This window comes from Bacillus sp. NEAU-242-2 (genome assembly GCF_027853835.1).
GTDB classification, from domain to species: Bacteria; Bacillota; Bacilli; order Bacillales; family Bacillaceae; genus Bacillus; species Bacillus velezensis.
In genome coordinates this window covers 946,837-964,322 of sequence record NZ_JAPNNY010000002.1, presented here as the reverse complement: position 1 = coordinate 964,322, position 17,486 = coordinate 946,837, and the positions used below count along the sequence as shown (strand labels likewise).

The window sequence follows — 17,486 nt, the reverse complement described above, 5'->3', positions numbered from 1 at the left end:
CTTTCTATTCATATTTGTATGTTTAACATACCACAATCCTCTAAAAAAATTCATACACTCAACTTTGTGATCCAAACCCAAGTCATTAAAAAGGAGAACGGCTTACGACTCTATTTTCAGGGTTAAATGTCATCCACTTTATTGCTTTTTAGATAAGAAATAAGGATTTAAAATCTTTATCATTTTATTTACTGTTAGATAAGTGAAACACACCCCGGCGACTGTAACTGCGCCGCCCAGAAGAGAAATAAACGCAGGTACTTCACCTAACCACACCCAAGAAATGACCAAGGTTATGGCTGGTGTTAAATAAAGTGAAATGGCTGCTTCTGAAGCACCGACGAGTGAAGTGACATACGCAAGTGCAAAGTAAGGCACAACCGTTGGTAATAAGCCTAAGTAAACGATAGACAATGTGGAATTCATAGATGCGTGAACAACTTCTCCCCATAATCCCGGAAGAAACATCAGCATAGGCAATGTTGCACCCCAAATGGTGAATGTCACAAATGGAATAAAACCATACTTTTTTATATAGCGGGCTTGAAAAACGAAATAAATACTCTCCGAAAAAGCTGCCAGCAGGATTAACAAAATGCCGTTCACTGAATTTGTATAGTTTCCTGCCCCGAAAGAAATGATCGACACACCCAATAAACTTATGATAGAGCCAATCCATTTATAAAGCCCAAAATGTTCACCAAAAAACAGACGAGATAACATTGCAGAAAAAATAGGTGTCATGGTCACGAGTAAGCTTGCTACCCCTGCGCTGACGGTTTTTTCTCCGATATTCAGCAAAATGTGATATAGTGCAAAACCTAAAAATCCTAACGATAAAATAGCAGGGATATCCTTCATGTCGGGTAAACGCATATGAGTCAAAACAGCAAAAACCAGCAGTGCCATTGACCCAATCAACAAGCGAAACAAAGCAAGGTGTTCCGGCGTGTAACTCTCAAGACCCGCGCGAATTCCCGGGAAAGCTGATGCCCACAACCCAATCATCAGACTGTAAGATATGCCGATTCGAACTGTTTTCTTTCTCATCTTTCTCACTCCTCTTTACAAAAACCAACCAGTTATTTAATGTTTTTCTATATTAATAAAGATTTGATGAGATGACTTCAACCAGTTAAATAGATTTTGACCCAACCACTTTAGTTTTTAAGGAGGACCCTTTTAATGAGCGCTCCAGAAGAAAAAAAGATGAGAAAGCTTCCTAAGTACATACAAATCATTCAATTTATAAAAGAGAAAATAGGAAATGGAGAATGGCCGATCGGAAGTAAGATTCCAAGCCAGCGCACGCTTGCCAAACAACTTGAGGTGAACAGGAGCACAGTCATTACAGCTTTAGAGGAATTGATGGCGGATGGATTAATCGAAGGCAGAATGGGCAAAGGGACAGTTGTTACGAACAATACATGGACACTTTTGGCTAAGAATTCCGCCCCCGATTGGGATCAGTATGTAACCTCCGGAATTCAGCAGCCAAGCCAAAAAATCGTTCAAGAGATCAATAAATCAGAATCAAATTCTGATCTTATACAGCTCAGTAAAGGAGAACTTTCACATGAGATTTTTCCTTTAGCTGTTATGAAAGAGATCATGGGAAAGATATCTCAAAACATAGAGGCATTCGGATATGAGGAACCAAAAGGATATTTACCTTTGAGAGAGGCATTAAGCGGCTATTTAAGAACAATCGGCATTCAAGCTTCTCCTTCTTCCATTCTTATTGTTTCTGGAGCGCTGCAAGCCTTACAGCTTATATCAATGGGGCTTTTACAAAGGGGATCGACCGTTTATCTTGATCAGCCTTCCTATCTTTATTCATTACACGTCTTTCAATCAGCCGGGATGAAGCTGACTGGAGTTCCTATGGATCATGATGGACTTTTGCCGGAACATATCCGCATGGCAAGGGGGGAACGGGGGAGGGCTATCTTATATACAAATCCTTGTTTTCATAATCCGACAGGTATTTTAATGTCAAAAAAGAGACGAGAAGAAATCCTTGCGGCAAGTGAGAATACACAGCTTCCCATTATTGAAGATGACATTTATCGTGAGTTATGGATAGATGAGATTCCTCCAGATCCTATTAAAACAATTGATAAAAATGGGCATGTGCTTTACATAGGCAGCTTATCGAAAACATTAAGTCCGGGCTTGAGGATTGGATGGATCGTCGGGCCGGAACCAGTGATTGAACGTTTATCCGACATAAAAATGCAAACAGATTACGGCTCCAGTTCGTTATCCCAGAGAGTAGCGGCTGAGTGGTTTATATCCGGTGAATACCAGCAGCATCTAGAACAGGTGAGAAGTCAATTAAAGGTGAGAAGAGAATTGGCCTTGAGTGTTTTAGAAACTCATTTGAAAGATGTGGCGACATGGAATATCCCAAAAGGAGGATTCTTTGTCTGGGTAAAAATATTGCCTTCCATATCCATGAAATTACTTTATACCAAAGCCTTATCAAAAGGGGTTCTGCTCAATCTCGGCAGTATCTATGCTGAGGAAAAAGGGAATTATATTCGCTTATCATATGCTTATGCATCTCTTGAAGACCTTCAAAAGGGAATTTATGAATTGGGTTTGATGATTAAGGAATTGGCAAGCAGACAAATTTAAAAGACAGCGGCATATCGGAATTCAAACTGCATGGTTCGTTTTAAACTTGGCGAATCGGGATGCAGTGAGTGGCAAGGCAGAGATAGATGAGAAAGTTAAAGGAGATCAGAATATTCTAACCTCCTTTAACTTCGGTCAATCTTGCATCCTTAATATACTAAAGATTAAAAAGGAAGAAGTCCGGCCGTTTGTTATTCGGTTAAGCCAGCTCTTTTGTCATTAAGACATGCGGGATGCCGTCTTCCATAAATTCCGGTGAATCTGTCTGATAGCCCAGTTTGTGATAAAAGCCTTCCGCATGTGTTTGTCCATGCAGTTTACATTGGGTGATGCCTTTTTCTTTTACCATGTTTTCTAATTCGCTTATGATTACTTTGCCTAACCCGTATTTGCGGTAAGGTTTCAGGATGCAGATTCGTTCGAGCTTGCCTGTATGGTTTACGATGCGGACCCGTCCTGTGCCGGCAGGCTGATTTTCATGATAAACCAAGACATGCCCGCACTGTTCCTCAAGCGTATCGAACTGATCAAATTCATCGGATTCAGGTACTTGCTGTTCCTCAATGAATACTGCTTTTCTAATCTCAAGCGCTGCTTGCAAATCAATTTCCGTTGTTATTCTTATTATCCTCATGATCAATCAATCCTTTTCACATATTAATCTGGACTGCACGGCTTGCTTGTGGTCTTATAGAAGTAACGATAAAACAATTATATTGCAAATGCAACAAAAACATGAAAGGTTTGAAAAGATATGACTGATATTTTGCGGGAAATCGGCATGATCGCACGGGCATTGGATTCCATCAGCAATATTGAATTTAAGGAATTAGACTTAACAAAGGGGCAGTATCTCTATCTTGTGCGTATATGTGAAAACCCGGGAGTGATACAGGAAAAACTGGCGGAAATGATTAAAGTTGACCGGACAACAGCGGCGAGAGCGATCAAGAAACTGGAAATACAAGGATTTGTTGAAAAGCGTCCTGATGATCAAAATAAAAAAATAAAAAAACTGTTCCCGACCGAAAAAGGGAGAAAGGTTTATCCGTTATTGCAAAGAGAAGGAGAGCACTCTGCGGAAGTAGCCCTGTCCGGCTTTACGTCTGAGGAAAAAGAAACCATTTTCAGCCTTCTTCAGCGGGTGAGAAAAAATATAGAGCATGATTGGGAATATGTGAAGAAGGGAAACAAAAGAGACTATTAATGGATGATAATCCCTTTTACTGAACGATTGCGTTGTGAATGATTAAAGTCATAAATGGATACGTTATCTGTGAAATCTCCTTCCTCGGTTCCTGCTTCAACTAGTCGATAGGCTTATTTTTAACGAAAAGTATCAATTATGGTATATTTAAATAAGACAAAATAATTGAAGCGGGGAATGATATGAGTACAATCGAAAAACAAAGACGTAAGAAATTCAGAGCGAAATCAATCGTACGGGCCATCATGGTCATCATCGGCGGAATTATTGCCGCGTATGGACTGGAAACCGTACTGATTCCGAATAGTGTATCTGACGGCGGTGTAACCGGACTCAGCATTGTCGGTTCACAGCTCTTTCATTTGCCTCTTGGGATCTTGATTGCGGTGATCAATATACCGTTTGTCTGGTTAGGATATAAGCAAATCGGGAAAGGTTTTGCGTTTCTATCAATTATCGGTATTGTCTCACTTGCCGCGGGCACGAGTTTTTTCCACCACACGCCGGCTATCATTGAGGGAGATACCCTGTTAATCACCGTTGTCGGCGGGATTATTCTCGGCTTGGGAATGGGATTGGCATTGCGCAACGGCGGCGCCTTAGATGGAATTGATATGCTGGCTGTGCTTCTGTCACGGAAACTGCCGTTTGGCACGAGCGATCTCATTTTATTTTTAAACATTTTTGTGTTTATTTTTGTTTCTTTTGTATTCGGGCTGCAAGGCGCATTGCTTTCCGTCATTGCTTACTACATCGCATCCAAGGTGATCCATGTGGTTGAGGAAGGCTTAAGCGGTTCTAAAACATTTCAGATTATCACCAACGAGCCTGCATTAATGGTAGAGACCATTCGTGAAGAATTGGGCCGGAGCGCTACGTATAAAGAAGCATACGGCGGTTTTTCTCATGAAAAATTCAAAGAAATCACATGTGTCATCAACCGTTTGGAAGAAACCAAACTGAAGGAAATTATTAATGACATTGATAATCAAGCCTTTGTGACGGTATATGATGTCGCTGAAGTAAAAGGCAGTAATTTCAGAAAAATCCATAATCATTAAGAAGGAGCTGCCGTTCACCGGCAGCTTTTTTTAAAAAAGGAGAAAACACTTGCAAAAAAAGAATAACGGATGTATATTATTGATATATCAAACATTGACTAGTCAATTAATTGCGCAAAAGAAAGTAGGGATGGGTTTTGACAGCATGTTGTTCAGAGGAAGGCGAGATTTTGTATCAGCTTCAATCACTGCACAAAGTGATCGGCACGAAGTTTGAAGCGTGCACCGGAATCAGCCAATCCCGCCTTGAGCTTCTCGCCGTGCTTTTTTACGTCGATGAGATCAGCCAAAGCGATCTTCAGAAAAAGGTGAATATTGACGGCGCAGCCGTGACAAGACACTTGAAACAGCTTGAAGCCAAAGAAATGGTCACAAGAAGGCGGAAGCCCGAGGACAACCGAATTATACTTGTCCGGCTTACTGATCAGGGGCGGGAGAGAATTGAGGCTTCCAAAAAGGAGAAAGAGCGTTTCATAAAGGAAATGCTTGCCGGTGTCAGCGAGGAAGAACGCAATATGTTAAAAAACGTATTGTCGCAGATGCAGAATAATATAGAAAATATGAAAGCATAGGAGTGTATTACACATGAAAACAGAACTGAAAACAAACGACTTTATGGACATTATGAAAGGGCGCCGTTCCATTCGGAATTACGATCCGGCCGTAAAAATCAGCAAAGAAGAAATGACTCAAATTCTTGAAGAAGCAACGACAGCGCCGTCTTCAGTCAACGCGCAGCCATGGCGTTTCCTCGTCATTGACAGCCCTGAAGGAAAAGAAAAACTCGCGCCGCTTGCCAGCTTTAACCAAACACAGGTCAGCACATCATCTGCGGTGATCGCGGTTTTCGCAGATATGAACAGTGATGACTATTTAGAAGAAATTTATTCTAAAGCAGTCGAACTGGGCTACATGCCGCAGGAAGTAAAAGACAGACAAATCGCTGCTTTGACGGCGCATTTTGAAAAACTGCCGGAGCAAGTGAACCGTGAAACGATTCTGATCGACGGAGGTCTCGTTTCCATGCAGCTGATGCTTACAGCACGTGCGCACGGCTATGATACAAACCCGATCGGCGGCTATGATAAAGAAAAGATTGCCGAGGTTTTCGGAATGGATAAAGAGCGTTATGTACCGGTCATGCTGTTATCAATCGGAAAAGCGGCAGACGAAGGATATGCTTCCTACCGTCTTCCTATCGAAACAATCGCACAATGGAAATAAGGTTGAAGTGAAGCTGAGAGGAGAGGGACAGTGGACATAATTGCGGCTGTTTTCGTCGGAATTGTAGCTTTAGAACATATATTTATCATGATACTTGAAATGTTTTTTATCAATTCGAAGGCTGCCAAGCGGTCTTTCAAATTGCCGAAGCATTTAGAAGGTGATCGGAATGTGGCGGTCATGTTTGCAAATCAAGGTCTGTATAATGGATTTCTGGCTGCCGGCCTCATTTGGGGACTGATCCTCGGAGCTGATCCGATTGGCCATATGATTCAAATGTTTTTCGTTATTTGTGTGGTCATCGCGGCCATTTTCGGAGGCTTTACTTCAAACAAATCAATTATCGTAAAACAAGGACTTCCGGCTGTTTTAGCGCTTATTTTTCTTTTATTGGCGTAGCAGACGGAGTGAGGGCTTCCGGAAAGGAAGCCCTCTTTTTTTATTCTGTTTTGAAAATCATTTCTTATATACATCACTATAGATTGGGGAATGTCAAATCAGCGGGGGCAAGCAATGGATTGCAGTCGCTTGGAATGAGTATGGTTCCGGATGTGATCAGCTCGTTTCAACACATATATCCTTATGTCAATTTTCAGTTGAACCAAGCGTCAAATCAGCTGTCACTCCTTCTTAATTGTTATTTGCTGAAATAGATGGAGCGGACTCCATGTCAATCTGTTTTTTTAAAAAAAGCTGATCGGCAAATATGGTATGATTTACATAATCAGGGAGTGGGGTTGCAGAGGATGAATACGAAGAGAGCGTATTACGCTATTTTATACAGCCAGACCGCTATCAACTTGGGGTTTTCACTTTATACGATGGCCGTTATCTTGTTTTTGTTTACAAAAACCGGTTCGACAGCGATGGCCTCTCTTATGACGCTCGTCAGCATTGTATGCCGCGTATTGGGCAGCGCCGTTTTGCCGCTGGTCACCGGCCGGTTCACGCTTCGTTCTTTGTTAATCAGTTCTCAATTGATACAGATCACACTGTTAGTCTGTTTGTTTTTTGTCATCCAAACCGGTTCATCCGCATTCTTTTTTCTGCTGTTTTGTCTGATCGGAGGCATTTCTTTTTGCAACGGATGGTTTGCTCCGATAAAAAGCGCGCTGATTGGGGAAATCATTCCTCCTGATCGAAGGGCGAAAGCGAACAGTTTATTATCTGCGGCGGATCAGACCGTTCAGTTTGCGGGGTGGTCTCTGGGCGGCGTCATCATAGCGTTCCTGGGAGAGAGCGATACAATGATCGTCACTGTCATGTTATTGGTTTCTTCGGTGTTGGGCATCATTCTGTTTCTTCGAGTACGCATGTGTGCGCCGGCAGCAGTCAGGAAACGTTCCCTTTTTGCAGATGCGGCAAGCGGCTGGGTGTATTTATTTCAGCAAAAACAGCTCAGGGTTCTCATTGTGATGGATGTGATCGAATCGTGGGCAGGCATGATATGGATCGGGTCTGTGTCCTTGACTTATGTGCATGACGTCCTTCATAAAGGAGAGGCTTGGTGGGGGTATGTCAACGGAGTCTATTATGCAGGGACGATGATCGGAGGACTGATCATCTATAAGTTATCCGGTAAGTTTCAGCATCATCTCATTCCGCTTATGCTGACGGGAGCCTTGGCATATGGAATGTTCACGTTTATTTACGGGCTGATCACAAGCGCCGTTACGGCCCTTTTTCTGGTGCTGTGTATGGGGCCGGCTTGTGTATTACGAGATCTCACGCAGGAAACATTACTTCAAAACATCACGACCGAAAAGACACGGGTCAATATATTAGCGGCGAGATCAGCTTTAGTTCAGTTCATTTTTATGTTTTCCATTATCGGAACGGGGATTATCTCAGATGTATTCGGTGTGCGGTTTATTTATATTGGCGCAGGCCTTCTCTTATTAATTTCGGCTTTTATCGGATTTTCTCAGTTGCGAATGAAGAAAATGGTACAGAGCGGCATGTAGTATAGTATAATTAGGAACGTACGTTCTATATCGAGAGAGGAGAGGGTAATGTGGGACATCTGGCACTGCAATTGTATGATTATCATCTTTGGGCAAATCAGCAAATATTCACCCGGCTTAAAGAGCTTCCGGAGGATGTGTACCGTAAGGAGATTCAAAGTGTCTTTCCGTCGATAGCCGGTGTATTGACTCATGTGTATCTGTCCGATAAGGGGTGGTTTGATGTGTTCTCCGGAGAGCGTCTGGAGGATACGCTGAAATCAGCTGAACAGCAAAAAGGGGACATCTTGTCTAAAGAGATAGAAGAGCTGGAAGATCTATTTTTGGAATTATCAGACCGGTATCAACTATTTTTGCAGAAGGAGGAAAATATCAGTCTCCCCCTTGAAATAGAGCATCCGTCAGGTGACATCATGAAAACCGCAGCTGCCGATATGATCCTACATGTTGTGAACCACGGAACGTATCATCGCGGGAATATAACAGCCATGCTCAGACAGATGGGGTATGCTTCTGTGCCGACGGATTACGGTATTTATTTATATATAAACAAAAAGTAAACAAGACAGCCCACGCGGCTGTCTTGTGATATCCGTAAAAAAGCCAAATCATATGAGTGATTTGGCTTTTTCGTTTGCTATGCCATGTTTTGCAGCCGTTCTAAACTGTTTTTCCAATTCGCTTCAAGCGCTGTAAAAGCAGCGGCGGCATCTTGCTGTTCTAATGCGTGAATGATATCAGAGTGTTCATTATATGATCTGTTTAAAGCGCCGTTTTCACTGAAATAGCGGATTTCCAGTCTCTGAATTTTGACTTTCAGGCTTACAAGCAATTTGTGAAGTTCAGCGTTGTCCGCAAGCAGAATGATGCGATGGTGAAATGCATTATCCGCTTCCAGAACGGCCATTTTATCGCCGTCTTTCATCGTTTGAAGAAGATTTTCATTCAGCTGTTTCAATTCTTGAATCACGGCATCGTCCATACGCGGGAGGGCTTGCTGCAATGCGAGTTTCTCAAGCGTCCAGACGATGGAATACAAGTTTTCCGCTTCTTTTAACTCAATCGGAGCGACAAGCGTCCATCTGTTCGCTTTTGTTATCACCAAGCCGTCATCTTCCAGCCGCAATAAGGCTTCCCGTATCGGGGTGCGGCTGATTCCCAATGTTTCCGACAAATCCTTGTCCTTTAACTTTGTTTCCGGTTTGAGCTTGCCCGTTATGATCCAGTTTCTGAGTGTGCGATACACTTCGTCCCGCATGATGGTTCTTTTCAGCACAGGTTCTTTGTTTTGATTATCCAATGGAACACCTCATGAATCGTAGTATACATATTTGCATTTTACCACAGTCCGGGCGCCGGTTAGAAATGAAGAGGGACGTCTAAGGATGAATCGAACCGAGATGCTTCATCTCAATATGCTGAAAGTCAGCGGAGCCGCCTTCAGAAAAGAGCGTGATTCCCTGATCTTCGTGTTTTGGGAACACTTCATTTGTCAAAACGGTTTTTCCGTCGTCTGCAAATACTTCAATACTGGTTTTATCTACGAGAATTTTCAGATGAACGCGCCCTTTGTTTCCGTCAAATGGGGCTTTGCTTTCGACGTATGCGCCGGTTTTATCAGGCTGGTCTGTAAACGATCTGTTCACATAGGCACAGCCGTCTTCTGCTGAAATACCGACATCAATATGCCGGCTTTGGTCTGCTGATTCTCTGAGTCTGACGCCTGCATTTTTGATATCTGACCAAGCGATATCCATATCAAGCTGATATGTGTCACCTTTGATCGGCAGTGTCTCTGAACCGTTCACCTGTTTGTGTTCTATGCTGTCAGTTGAAGAGGTTAATTGGTTCAATGCTTCAACCGGCTCTGACACAAGGCTGTATGTGCCGCCGTCCTGCTGCTGAAGACGGATTTCACGGACGATAGAATCCGTGCCGTTAAAGCCGTTTTTTAGTGTCGGTGTTTCATTCGGATAATCCCAATTGTTCATCCATGCCAGCGCATAGCGTTTTGTCAGCGGATCTTCGCTATTACCGTCTTCAAATGTGACGCCGCCGTACCAGTCAAAGCCGTAATCGAGCCATTGCGGTTCTTCTTGATCGGCGGTAAATTCCTCCCCGTCAAAGTTTCCGGTCCAATACGCGTACGTATTCGGTTTGCCTGCGGGTTTGCCGTTTGCGCTTGCGCCCAGAACCCATTTGGCTGTTCCGTCATCTGCACGCATCATATAAAGGTCGGGGCATTCGACGAGGCCGATCTGCTGAGTGATAAAGCCGCCCGTGTATTTCCAATTTTTTAAATCGGGTGATTCATAAAAACCGATTTTTTCTCCTTCGGCCATGGCCATCACCCATTTGTCATCCTGTTCATCCCAGATTACTTTCGGGTCCCGGAAATCCTTAGTTCCCGGGTTTTTCATAACGGGCTGATCACTATAGGAAGTAAACGTTTTTCCCTTATCCGTGCTGTACCATAAATATTGTTCCTGGGCTTTTGTTTTGGCAGTCGGCTGCGTTGTGACGGCGACCAGCGCGTTTTTGCCGAAGCCCGCCGTGTTGTGTTTATCAATGACGACAGAACCGGACCATATATCGCCGTTTTCGTTGGTGTATTTCGGAATAGCCGTGCCTTCGTCCGTCCAGTGCACCAAGTCCTCTGATACGGCGTGCCGCCATTCTGTGCCGTTGCCGTTCGGGTAATCCCGATTATAAAGATAGTAGTAATGATATTTCCCCTCGAAAAAAATGGGCTTTTGAGGGTCGTTTTTCCATTTGTCCGGGGTCGTAAAATGATACGCCGCCCGGTAATCCTTCTTATGCTCCGTGTTTGTGTCAGAGGAATTGTGGGTTTTGTTCGGCAGTAAGCCGACAAACAGGAACGCACCCAAAAAGATCAATATTACAACGGGCCATTTTCGAGCCATGATTGAGTTCACCATCTTGTTGAGAAATAAAAGAAAATGCCAATGAAGTATCGGCATTTTCTTTTTGTTGTTATTAGTTGTTAACCGTAAGCTGTCCTTGTTCAAGGATGCTGTTTTTAACAACGGATGTTTTCTTGCCTTTGATGTTCATTAAGAAGCTTGGCGCAAATGTCGCCTTTTTATCCTCAAAGAAGCCTCTGTTTGTCATGTAGCTTGTGATCACGACATTGTTGCCTTTGGCTTGCGGCACTGCGAAGTGAGAGTAAGTGAACGTTACATCGTTAGGATCAAGACCCATTTGCAGGACAAGACCAGTTTTGTTCAGCGGCTTGTAAGGACCTGTTAAAGAGTTTGATACATAACCAAGCATGTAAATATCGTTTGAGTTAATACCGTCGATCGTCATTTTTGAACCGCGTGAATCAGTGAACAGGTACCATTTGCCGTTCATTTTGAAAACATTCGCGCGCTCGATTTCATCAGTTACCGTGTTTGAAGTGATCAGCGGCTTCATGACTTTTTTCAATGTGTAATCATCGTTTAACTCTACCATACCGAGGGCGCCGTTCGCTAATTCAGCATCGCGTTTTTTAGCGCTTTGCTGAAGCTTCTGACTTTCTTTACGGAAGAAGTTTGTGCTGCCGCCGTAGTACGCTTTGTTAAATAAAGATTCTTCGCCTTGGTATCCGTTTTCTGTTCCCGTGTTGGCTTCGAATACAAGGTATTTATGGCCTTTGTCTTCAACGTAGTGAGGGTCTCTCAGCGTATGGTTGTCGCCGGATGTATAGTTCCCTTCATCGATAAACTGCTGAACGTTTTGATATGTTTTTCCGTCGCCGTCAAAAATCGTTTTATGATCTTCGACTCCGTTGATCTTGAGCGTGTCATCAGATTTTGACACATTTACCTGCGCCGTTGTCAGGCTTTGTTTACCGTAATGTTTACCGGAAAAGTCAGTGTAGAATAAACGGATTTTTCCGTCAGATGTAAAGGTTGCAGAACCGGACCATTCTTGTGTCTGTTCTTTCAGGATTTCATCGTTGGCGTCGAACTTATCGCTGTCTTTAAAGACACGGCCGGCATTTTTCCAGCTGTCGATCGAGTTGTCGCCGACTTTTTGGTAAAACATGTAGATGGATGTGTCATCAGCGTCTTTCGGGCTTCCCGCAAGAGCAAACACGACGTGATAGCCGTTGTAGTCAGCTACTGTTCCGTCAGCGTTTTGGAGCGGCCAGCTGTCCCACACATCCAGTCCTTTCGCGGACTCGATATTTTTAATTGTTGATTGGTCGAATTGAGGAACTTGGTATTTTTCACTTTGCTGCTGTTTAGGGATCTGCAGCATATCATGGCGTGTGATATGAGAGACGCCGTACGTTTCTTTGTAAGGTTTTTGGGTATTTTCTTTCGCGAAGGCTTGAGTCGCTCCTCCTGCCAGAAGTGCAGTCGTAAAAGTTAGAACTGTGGCTCGTTTTGCAAATTTTTTGATGTTCATGTTCATGTCTCCTTTTGTATGTACCTTTTTTTGCGATCTGCCGATTCGATCCTCCTGCATTCATGGATGGCAGGTTTGTTACAGAAAAAAAGACCTAAAATATGTATGGGGTGACGCCAAAGAATACACTTTGCCCTTAACACATTTTAGGTCTTGCCTGCTTTATCAGTAACAATCCTGCATGATTTACTTGTCGACATCATTCTATTAGACTCTGATTCTATTGACAACTGGTCTATTTTCCTCTTTTGGATGATAGTAAAATGAAAAAAGGCCTTTTAATATATGGGTAATTGAGACTAAGGGGTGCTCTGGGCCTAGGAAAAAACCTCTCTAAAAAAGAGAGGTTATTTTTTCTTGATAGATAATAAAGCGATGGTGGCTAAAATCAGCAAAGTACCCAGCCATTCTGATATTCCGAAGGGAACATGCAGCCAGATAACAGCTAAAAAAGCTGCCGACAGCGGCTCTGCACAGGCAAGCAGGCTGGTTTCAGAGGCACTCAGATATTTCAGGCTTTCCAAGTAGCAATAAAAAGCGATGAGCGTTCCGAAAATGATGATAAACACAATCGCGGCATATGCAGGAAAGGACCACTCGCCTTCAAATGTCCAGGGCGGGCGGATCAAGCTGAGGGCGGCTCCGCCGATCAGCATGCCCCATCCGACAACAATGGCGGATCCCCATTTCTTCAGCAGACGATGCGGCTGAAGGGTGTAAAACGCCAGTGCAAACGCCGAACTGATTCCCCAAAAGACGGCCAGACCGGATATGGACAGGCTTCCGGCATTCCCGTGCGTGACCAAAATGAATGTGCCGGCAACCGCCAATAAGACGGCGAGCAGTTCTTTTCCCGAAGGAATTCTCTTTGCGCGAATCGCTAAAAAGCATGTAATGATCGCCGGCCCTAAATACTGAAGAACGGTAGCAGTTGCCGCGTTGCCGTACTCAATTGCCGCGAAGTAGGTGTATTGAACGCCTAACATTCCGAAAATCCCGAATAAAAGAAGGGGAATTCTGTCCCGGCTGTCTTTCCAAACAGCCCATATCCGTCCTTTTTCTTTGCGGTACGCGATTCCGAGCAGAAGCGCCCCTGACACCAGAAGGCGCACCGAAGTCAGCCATTCTGTATTAAAATGGCGGTGCTGGAACAGATACTGGGCAACCGTTCCCGAGACCCCCCATAAGATAGCTCCTGTAAGCACAAGCCAAATGCCTGTTGTTCGTGAATAAGAAAGAGCAGCGTGTTTTTCCAGGATAGACACCCCCGATTCTGATGTTGCGATAGCAACTTACAATAATTAGGAAAACAAACACCTTACATGTGATATATTATATATTGTATATTAGAAGGCGTCAAAATAATTTTCGGAGAAAGCGCTTACGAATGGCTGTCTGATGAACGAGCTATAAAAAAAACACCCCGGCTGGTTGCCGGGGTGTGTTGGTTATTCTGCAATCGCGTCTGTTAAAACAGGAACGACTTGTTTCTTTCTGGATACGACGCCTTTTAAAAGAGCCGTGTTGTTTTCTAACGTCACGTTGAATGCTTTTTCAACTTTTGACGCTTGATCACCGATGGCGAGCGCAAGGGAATCGTTTTCCAAAATGTCCGTAATCACGAGAAGGAACAGGTCAAGGTTCTTCTCAGCAATTACTTTTGAAAGAGCCGCTTCTAATTCCGGCTGCCGCTTTTTGACATCTTCAATATCAACTGTGTTGACTTGGGCGATTTCGACTTTTTTGCTGCCGAGCGTGAACTCTTTCGCATCAAGAGAAATCAGTTCTTCCACAGTTTTTTTGCTTAAGTCGGCGCCCGCTTTCAGCATGTTTAAGCCGTACTCTTCCGCATCTACGCCAGCAATTTCAGCAAGCTCTTTTGCCGCTGCGATATCTTGCTCCGTGCAAGTCGGAGATTTAAATAACAGAGAGTCGGAAATGATTGCTGACAGCATGAGGCCCGCAATTTCTTTCTCGATTTTCACGTTATTTTCTTTGTACATTTTGTTTAAGATCGTAGCCGTACAGCCGACCGGCTCAGCACGATAGTAAAGAGGTTCCGCTGTTTCGAAGTTGGCGATACGGTGGTGGTCGATCACTTCAAGAACCTGAACGTCTTCGATATCCTTGATGCTTTGCTGGCGTTCATTGTGGTCAACAAGGATGACGCCGTTTACTTCGTTTGCGGCTGTTTCCACCAAACGCGGGCTTTCCTGCTTGAAATAATCAAGCGCGTATTGTGTTTCGCCGTTGACTTGTCCAAGGCGGACGGGCTCAGCATTGAAGCCGAGTTTATTTTTTAGATCAGCATAGGCAATGGCAGAGCAAATGGTATCTGTGTCTGGGTTTTGATGTCCGAAAATAAGAATTTTTTCCATAATAACTCCTTGTCCTTTTTTGTAGTGTAAACAATCTTTTTATAGTTTAACACGTCTTGCGGAGGGTGTAATCTTCAAAACCTTAAAAATTGATGTGAAAAAGAAGCATTTTTGTTGAGCGGTGAGGAGGATTGCGAGTAAAATACTGGGTAAGTCAGATGCTAATCAGCATATAGTATCAAAAAAGGTACTATGGAGGATGAAAAATGAACATATATCCGAATAAAGAAGGTTGTCCGGTTGAACTGACGCTTTCCGTTATCGGCGGAAAGTGGAAGGGTATTTTGTTTTATCATATGATCGGCGGAAAAAAGCGGTTTAATGAGTTTCGGCGCATTTGCCCCAGCATTACACAGCGTATGCTGACGCTTCAGCTTCGCGAGCTTGAGGCGGACGGCATCGTGCATCGCGAGGTATATCAGCAGGTGCCTCCAAAGGTGGAGTATTCTCTTACCGAATTCGGCAGGTCGCTGGAACCGATCGTTTTGCAAATGAAGAAATGGGGAGATGCCAACCGGGAGTTTCTCGAGGCATACCGGGAAAAAACGTCGCCTCAAGATCAGTCCGCTCAAAAATAAGAAGCAGCAAAGGATTAAATTCCTTGCTGCTTTTTTTTATTTCATCGCGATGGCCTTTCTGGCGTTACGCACGTCATTCTTCAGCAATTCGCTCAGGTTGTAAGCCGGATATTGCCCGCGTTCTTCCATATACTCAAAGACCATTTGATGCCACTTGATGGCCGCGTTTAAGTGCTTGACGAAAACGTGTCTTAATTGAGGTGTGGCCGTCTCTGTAATGGCTCCGGCGTAATTGCGGACAGACGTTTTGGCCATGATCAGCAGGCCGCCGCTGTAAAAGGAGGAATCAGCGCGTTCTTCTGTTTCATCCTCACGAAAAGCGGGAGCTTCAGGGAAGAAAGGAAGCAGTTCACGCAGATTTTGTTCCAGCGAATGGATGGAAAATCTGTAAAGCTGTTTTAATCTGGCATCGCTTACGTCCCGCTCTGTTCTTTTTAATTTCACAAGTCCGTTTGCCTGGAAAGCCACTAACTCATGCAGTTCTAACGTTTCATGCCATGCTAATGTTCTCCGCTCGGTCATGGTGTAAGAATCTCCTTTATCCTTCATTTTCACTTTCAGCATATGCCCCGGTCCCGATGTTGTTCCTGATGTTTTGAAGTTTCCAGAAAGGGAAACTCAATGTAAAGGAAATACGAAATAGAGGTGAAACTATATGTGGGACATGATAAAGAACTTCTTCCTTTTCAGCAGCGGGGTTTTACAGGCGACCACTCTCTTACTTATCGTTATCGTCTTGTTATATGTACGAAAAACCAAAAAGAAAAACAGAGATACTTCTGGTTTCATGGATGATCAGGATCACTGATACAACGGGCATTCTTTCACTGGGATGTCCGTTTGTCTGTTTTCATGTTTCACATGGAACATTGCGGGTGTCCGCGCTCATTTTACTTGCGATTTCGACTTATGTTAAAATATATACGTGTATTTTGGAGAGTTTATGGAAAATTCAGGTCTTGAAAGAGACATTGCGGCGTCAAAAGAGCAGTCGTCTAAGCTGCTCTTTTCTATTCGTATGTTCGAATGATACAAGGTTTGAGGTGAGTAAGTGAAAAATACAAGGGCTCTAATAGAAGGCGCCATTTTGATCAGTATTTTTGCAATCATTTCCCTTTTGGTCGTGTACCTCCCTTTACTGGGGGCAATTCTTCTCTTTGCTTTGCCGCTGCCGATCATTCTTTACACCATTCGGCACGGTCTGAAGCCCGGGGTATGGATGGGGCTTGCCAGCCTTCCTGTCAGCTTTATTGTAAGTTCGTTTACCGGGCTTACAGGCGCTTTTACGGCTGCCTGTACGGGAATCGCCATGGGATATTATTTTAAAAAGAAACAGCCCGGCTATGCGGTTGCTGCCGGCGCTATGGCGTATGTGCTGTGCGGCGTCGTTTTTTTTGTGGTCAGCATCGTGTTTCTTAATATGAATGTGATCGATACCACCATGTCCCAGCTTCGGGAGTCGCTGTCTTTAGCAGAAACCATGTCAAAGCAGCTCGGTTACGGAGATCAGTTCGGGAAGCAGATCAAGCTGATGGAAAGTCAGCTGAGCACGGTTCAATATCTTTTTCCGACAGTGCTCGTATTGACCGGCATCGTTTTTTCTTTCCTCAGTTATGCTATGGTAAGGCCGCTTTTACGGCGATTTTCCCCTGATCTTCCGAAGATGAAGCCTTTTAGAGAGCTCAAACTCCCGCAAAGCGTTGTCATTCTGTATTTTATTGTGACGATATTAGGGTTTCTGCCTTTAGAAAAAGGGCATATGCTGTATTCGGTTTCATTGAATGGGGGATTTATTCTCAGCTTGCTGATTTGTATTCAAGGATTAGCGTTTATTTTTTTCTATTGCCGCGAAATGGAGATGCCGAAAGCCGTTCCTGTTTTAGCAATTGTGCTGGGTGTGCTTTTTCCGCTCATCTTGTCCGTGTATCTCCTCTTAGGCATCATTGACATAGGCTTTAACATAAGAAATAAGGTGACGCGAAATTGAGTGTGACTTACAGGTGGGGAGTTGATAG

19 protein-coding genes are annotated in these 17,486 nt (G+C 43.8%); 11 read left to right on the top strand and 8 right to left on the bottom strand.

Going from position 1 to position 17,486, the window contains the following annotated elements; genetic code table 11:
- Positions 1-138: 138 nt before the first annotated feature.
- Positions 139-1,050, bottom strand: a complete 912-nt coding sequence (locus OWN49_RS09865; RefSeq protein ID WP_176283640.1) for a DMT family transporter — start codon at positions 1,048-1,050, stop codon at positions 139-141.
- Between the two features lie 135 nt (positions 1,051-1,185).
- Between OWN49_RS09865 and OWN49_RS09860 the strand changes: the two genes are divergently transcribed.
- Positions 1,186-2,640, top strand: coding sequence for an aminotransferase-like domain-containing protein (locus OWN49_RS09860; protein WP_176283639.1), 1,455 nt, complete (start codon positions 1,186-1,188; stop codon positions 2,638-2,640).
- A 199-nt stretch (positions 2,641-2,839) separates the two neighbouring features.
- Here OWN49_RS09860 and OWN49_RS09855 read toward each other — a convergent pair whose 3' ends face one another.
- Positions 2,840-3,274 carry a GNAT family N-acetyltransferase gene (locus tag OWN49_RS09855; RefSeq protein WP_070082665.1) on the bottom strand — a complete coding sequence of 145 codons (435 nt, stop codon included), beginning with the start codon at positions 3,272-3,274 and terminating at the stop codon, positions 2,840-2,842.
- 120 nt (positions 3,275-3,394) lie between these two features.
- Here OWN49_RS09855 and OWN49_RS09850 point away from each other — a divergent pair, with 120 nt between their 5' ends.
- The 7 genes from OWN49_RS09850 to OWN49_RS09820 all read left to right on the top strand — a co-directional run bounded on the left by OWN49_RS09850 (position 3,395) and on the right by OWN49_RS09820 (position 8,656).
- On the top strand, positions 3,395-3,847 hold the full coding sequence (locus tag OWN49_RS09850) for a MarR family winged helix-turn-helix transcriptional regulator (protein ID WP_014306189.1): 453 nt from the start codon (positions 3,395-3,397) through the stop codon (positions 3,845-3,847).
- 182 nt (positions 3,848-4,029) lie between these two features.
- Entirely contained in the window at positions 4,030-4,908 is an 879-nt protein-coding gene (locus OWN49_RS09845) for a YitT family protein (RefSeq protein WP_014306188.1), read from the top strand.
- A 137-nt stretch (positions 4,909-5,045) separates the two neighbouring features.
- Complete coding sequence (locus OWN49_RS09840) at positions 5,046-5,480, top strand: MarR family winged helix-turn-helix transcriptional regulator (RefSeq protein WP_032875377.1); 435 nt, start codon at positions 5,046-5,048, stop codon at positions 5,478-5,480.
- Positions 5,481-5,493: 13 nt separating this feature from the next.
- The gene (locus OWN49_RS09835) at positions 5,494-6,132 is read left to right on the top strand and encodes a nitroreductase family protein (protein WP_004393039.1); all 639 of its coding nucleotides are present in this window, start codon (positions 5,494-5,496) and stop codon (positions 6,130-6,132) included.
- Between the two features lie 30 nt (positions 6,133-6,162).
- Complete coding sequence (locus OWN49_RS09830) at positions 6,163-6,531, top strand: DUF1304 domain-containing protein (protein WP_004393040.1); 369 nt, start codon at positions 6,163-6,165, stop codon at positions 6,529-6,531.
- Between the two features lie 347 nt (positions 6,532-6,878).
- Positions 6,879-8,096: an MFS transporter gene (locus OWN49_RS09825; RefSeq protein ID WP_077723109.1), complete on the top strand. Its 1,218-nt coding sequence runs from the start codon at positions 6,879-6,881 to the stop codon at positions 8,094-8,096.
- A gap of 50 nt (positions 8,097-8,146) precedes the next feature.
- On the top strand, positions 8,147-8,656 hold the full coding sequence (locus OWN49_RS09820; protein WP_070082663.1) for a DinB family protein: 510 nt from the start codon (positions 8,147-8,149) through the stop codon (positions 8,654-8,656).
- Between the two features lie 77 nt (positions 8,657-8,733).
- Here the strand turns inward: OWN49_RS09820 and OWN49_RS09815 are convergent, their stop codons facing one another.
- From OWN49_RS09815 to OWN49_RS09795, 5 genes are all read right to left on the bottom strand, one after another.
- Positions 8,734-9,396: a GntR family transcriptional regulator gene (locus OWN49_RS09815; RefSeq protein ID WP_014306186.1), complete on the bottom strand. Its 663-nt coding sequence runs from the start codon at positions 9,394-9,396 to the stop codon at positions 8,734-8,736.
- 79 nt (positions 9,397-9,475) lie between these two features.
- Entirely contained in the window at positions 9,476-11,032 is a 1,557-nt protein-coding gene (locus OWN49_RS09810) for a glycoside hydrolase family 32 protein (RefSeq protein ID WP_154066746.1), read from the bottom strand.
- A gap of 61 nt (positions 11,033-11,093) precedes the next feature.
- A complete protein-coding gene (locus OWN49_RS09805) occupies positions 11,094-12,515 on the bottom strand; it encodes a glycoside hydrolase family 68 protein (RefSeq protein WP_176283638.1) in 1,422 nt (473 codons plus the stop codon).
- 347 nt (positions 12,516-12,862) lie between these two features.
- A complete protein-coding gene (locus OWN49_RS09800) occupies positions 12,863-13,780 on the bottom strand; it encodes a DMT family transporter (RefSeq protein ID WP_280639699.1) in 918 nt (305 codons plus the stop codon).
- A gap of 183 nt (positions 13,781-13,963) precedes the next feature.
- Complete coding sequence (locus OWN49_RS09795) at positions 13,964-14,893, bottom strand: manganese-dependent inorganic pyrophosphatase (RefSeq protein WP_004393053.1); 930 nt, start codon at positions 14,891-14,893, stop codon at positions 13,964-13,966.
- Positions 14,894-15,099: 206 nt separating this feature from the next.
- Between OWN49_RS09795 and OWN49_RS09790 the strand changes: the two genes are divergently transcribed.
- Entirely contained in the window at positions 15,100-15,471 is a 372-nt protein-coding gene (locus OWN49_RS09790) for a winged helix-turn-helix transcriptional regulator (protein ID WP_007615010.1), read from the top strand.
- Between the two features lie 36 nt (positions 15,472-15,507).
- Here OWN49_RS09790 and OWN49_RS09785 read toward each other — a convergent pair whose 3' ends face one another.
- Entirely contained in the window at positions 15,508-15,993 is a 486-nt protein-coding gene (locus OWN49_RS09785) for a spore coat protein (RefSeq protein ID WP_017418488.1), read from the bottom strand.
- Positions 15,994-16,126: 133 nt separating this feature from the next.
- On the opposite strand from OWN49_RS09785, the gene OWN49_RS09780 reads away from it, so the two are divergent.
- Both OWN49_RS09780 and OWN49_RS09775 read left to right on the top strand, forming a co-directional pair.
- A complete protein-coding gene (locus tag OWN49_RS09780; RefSeq protein WP_004393059.1) occupies positions 16,127-16,279 on the top strand; it encodes a hypothetical protein in 153 nt (50 codons plus the stop codon).
- Positions 16,280-16,522: 243 nt separating this feature from the next.
- Entirely contained in the window at positions 16,523-17,458 is a 936-nt protein-coding gene (locus OWN49_RS09775) for a YybS family protein (RefSeq protein ID WP_070082661.1), read from the top strand.
- Positions 17,459-17,486: the final 28 nt, after the last annotated feature.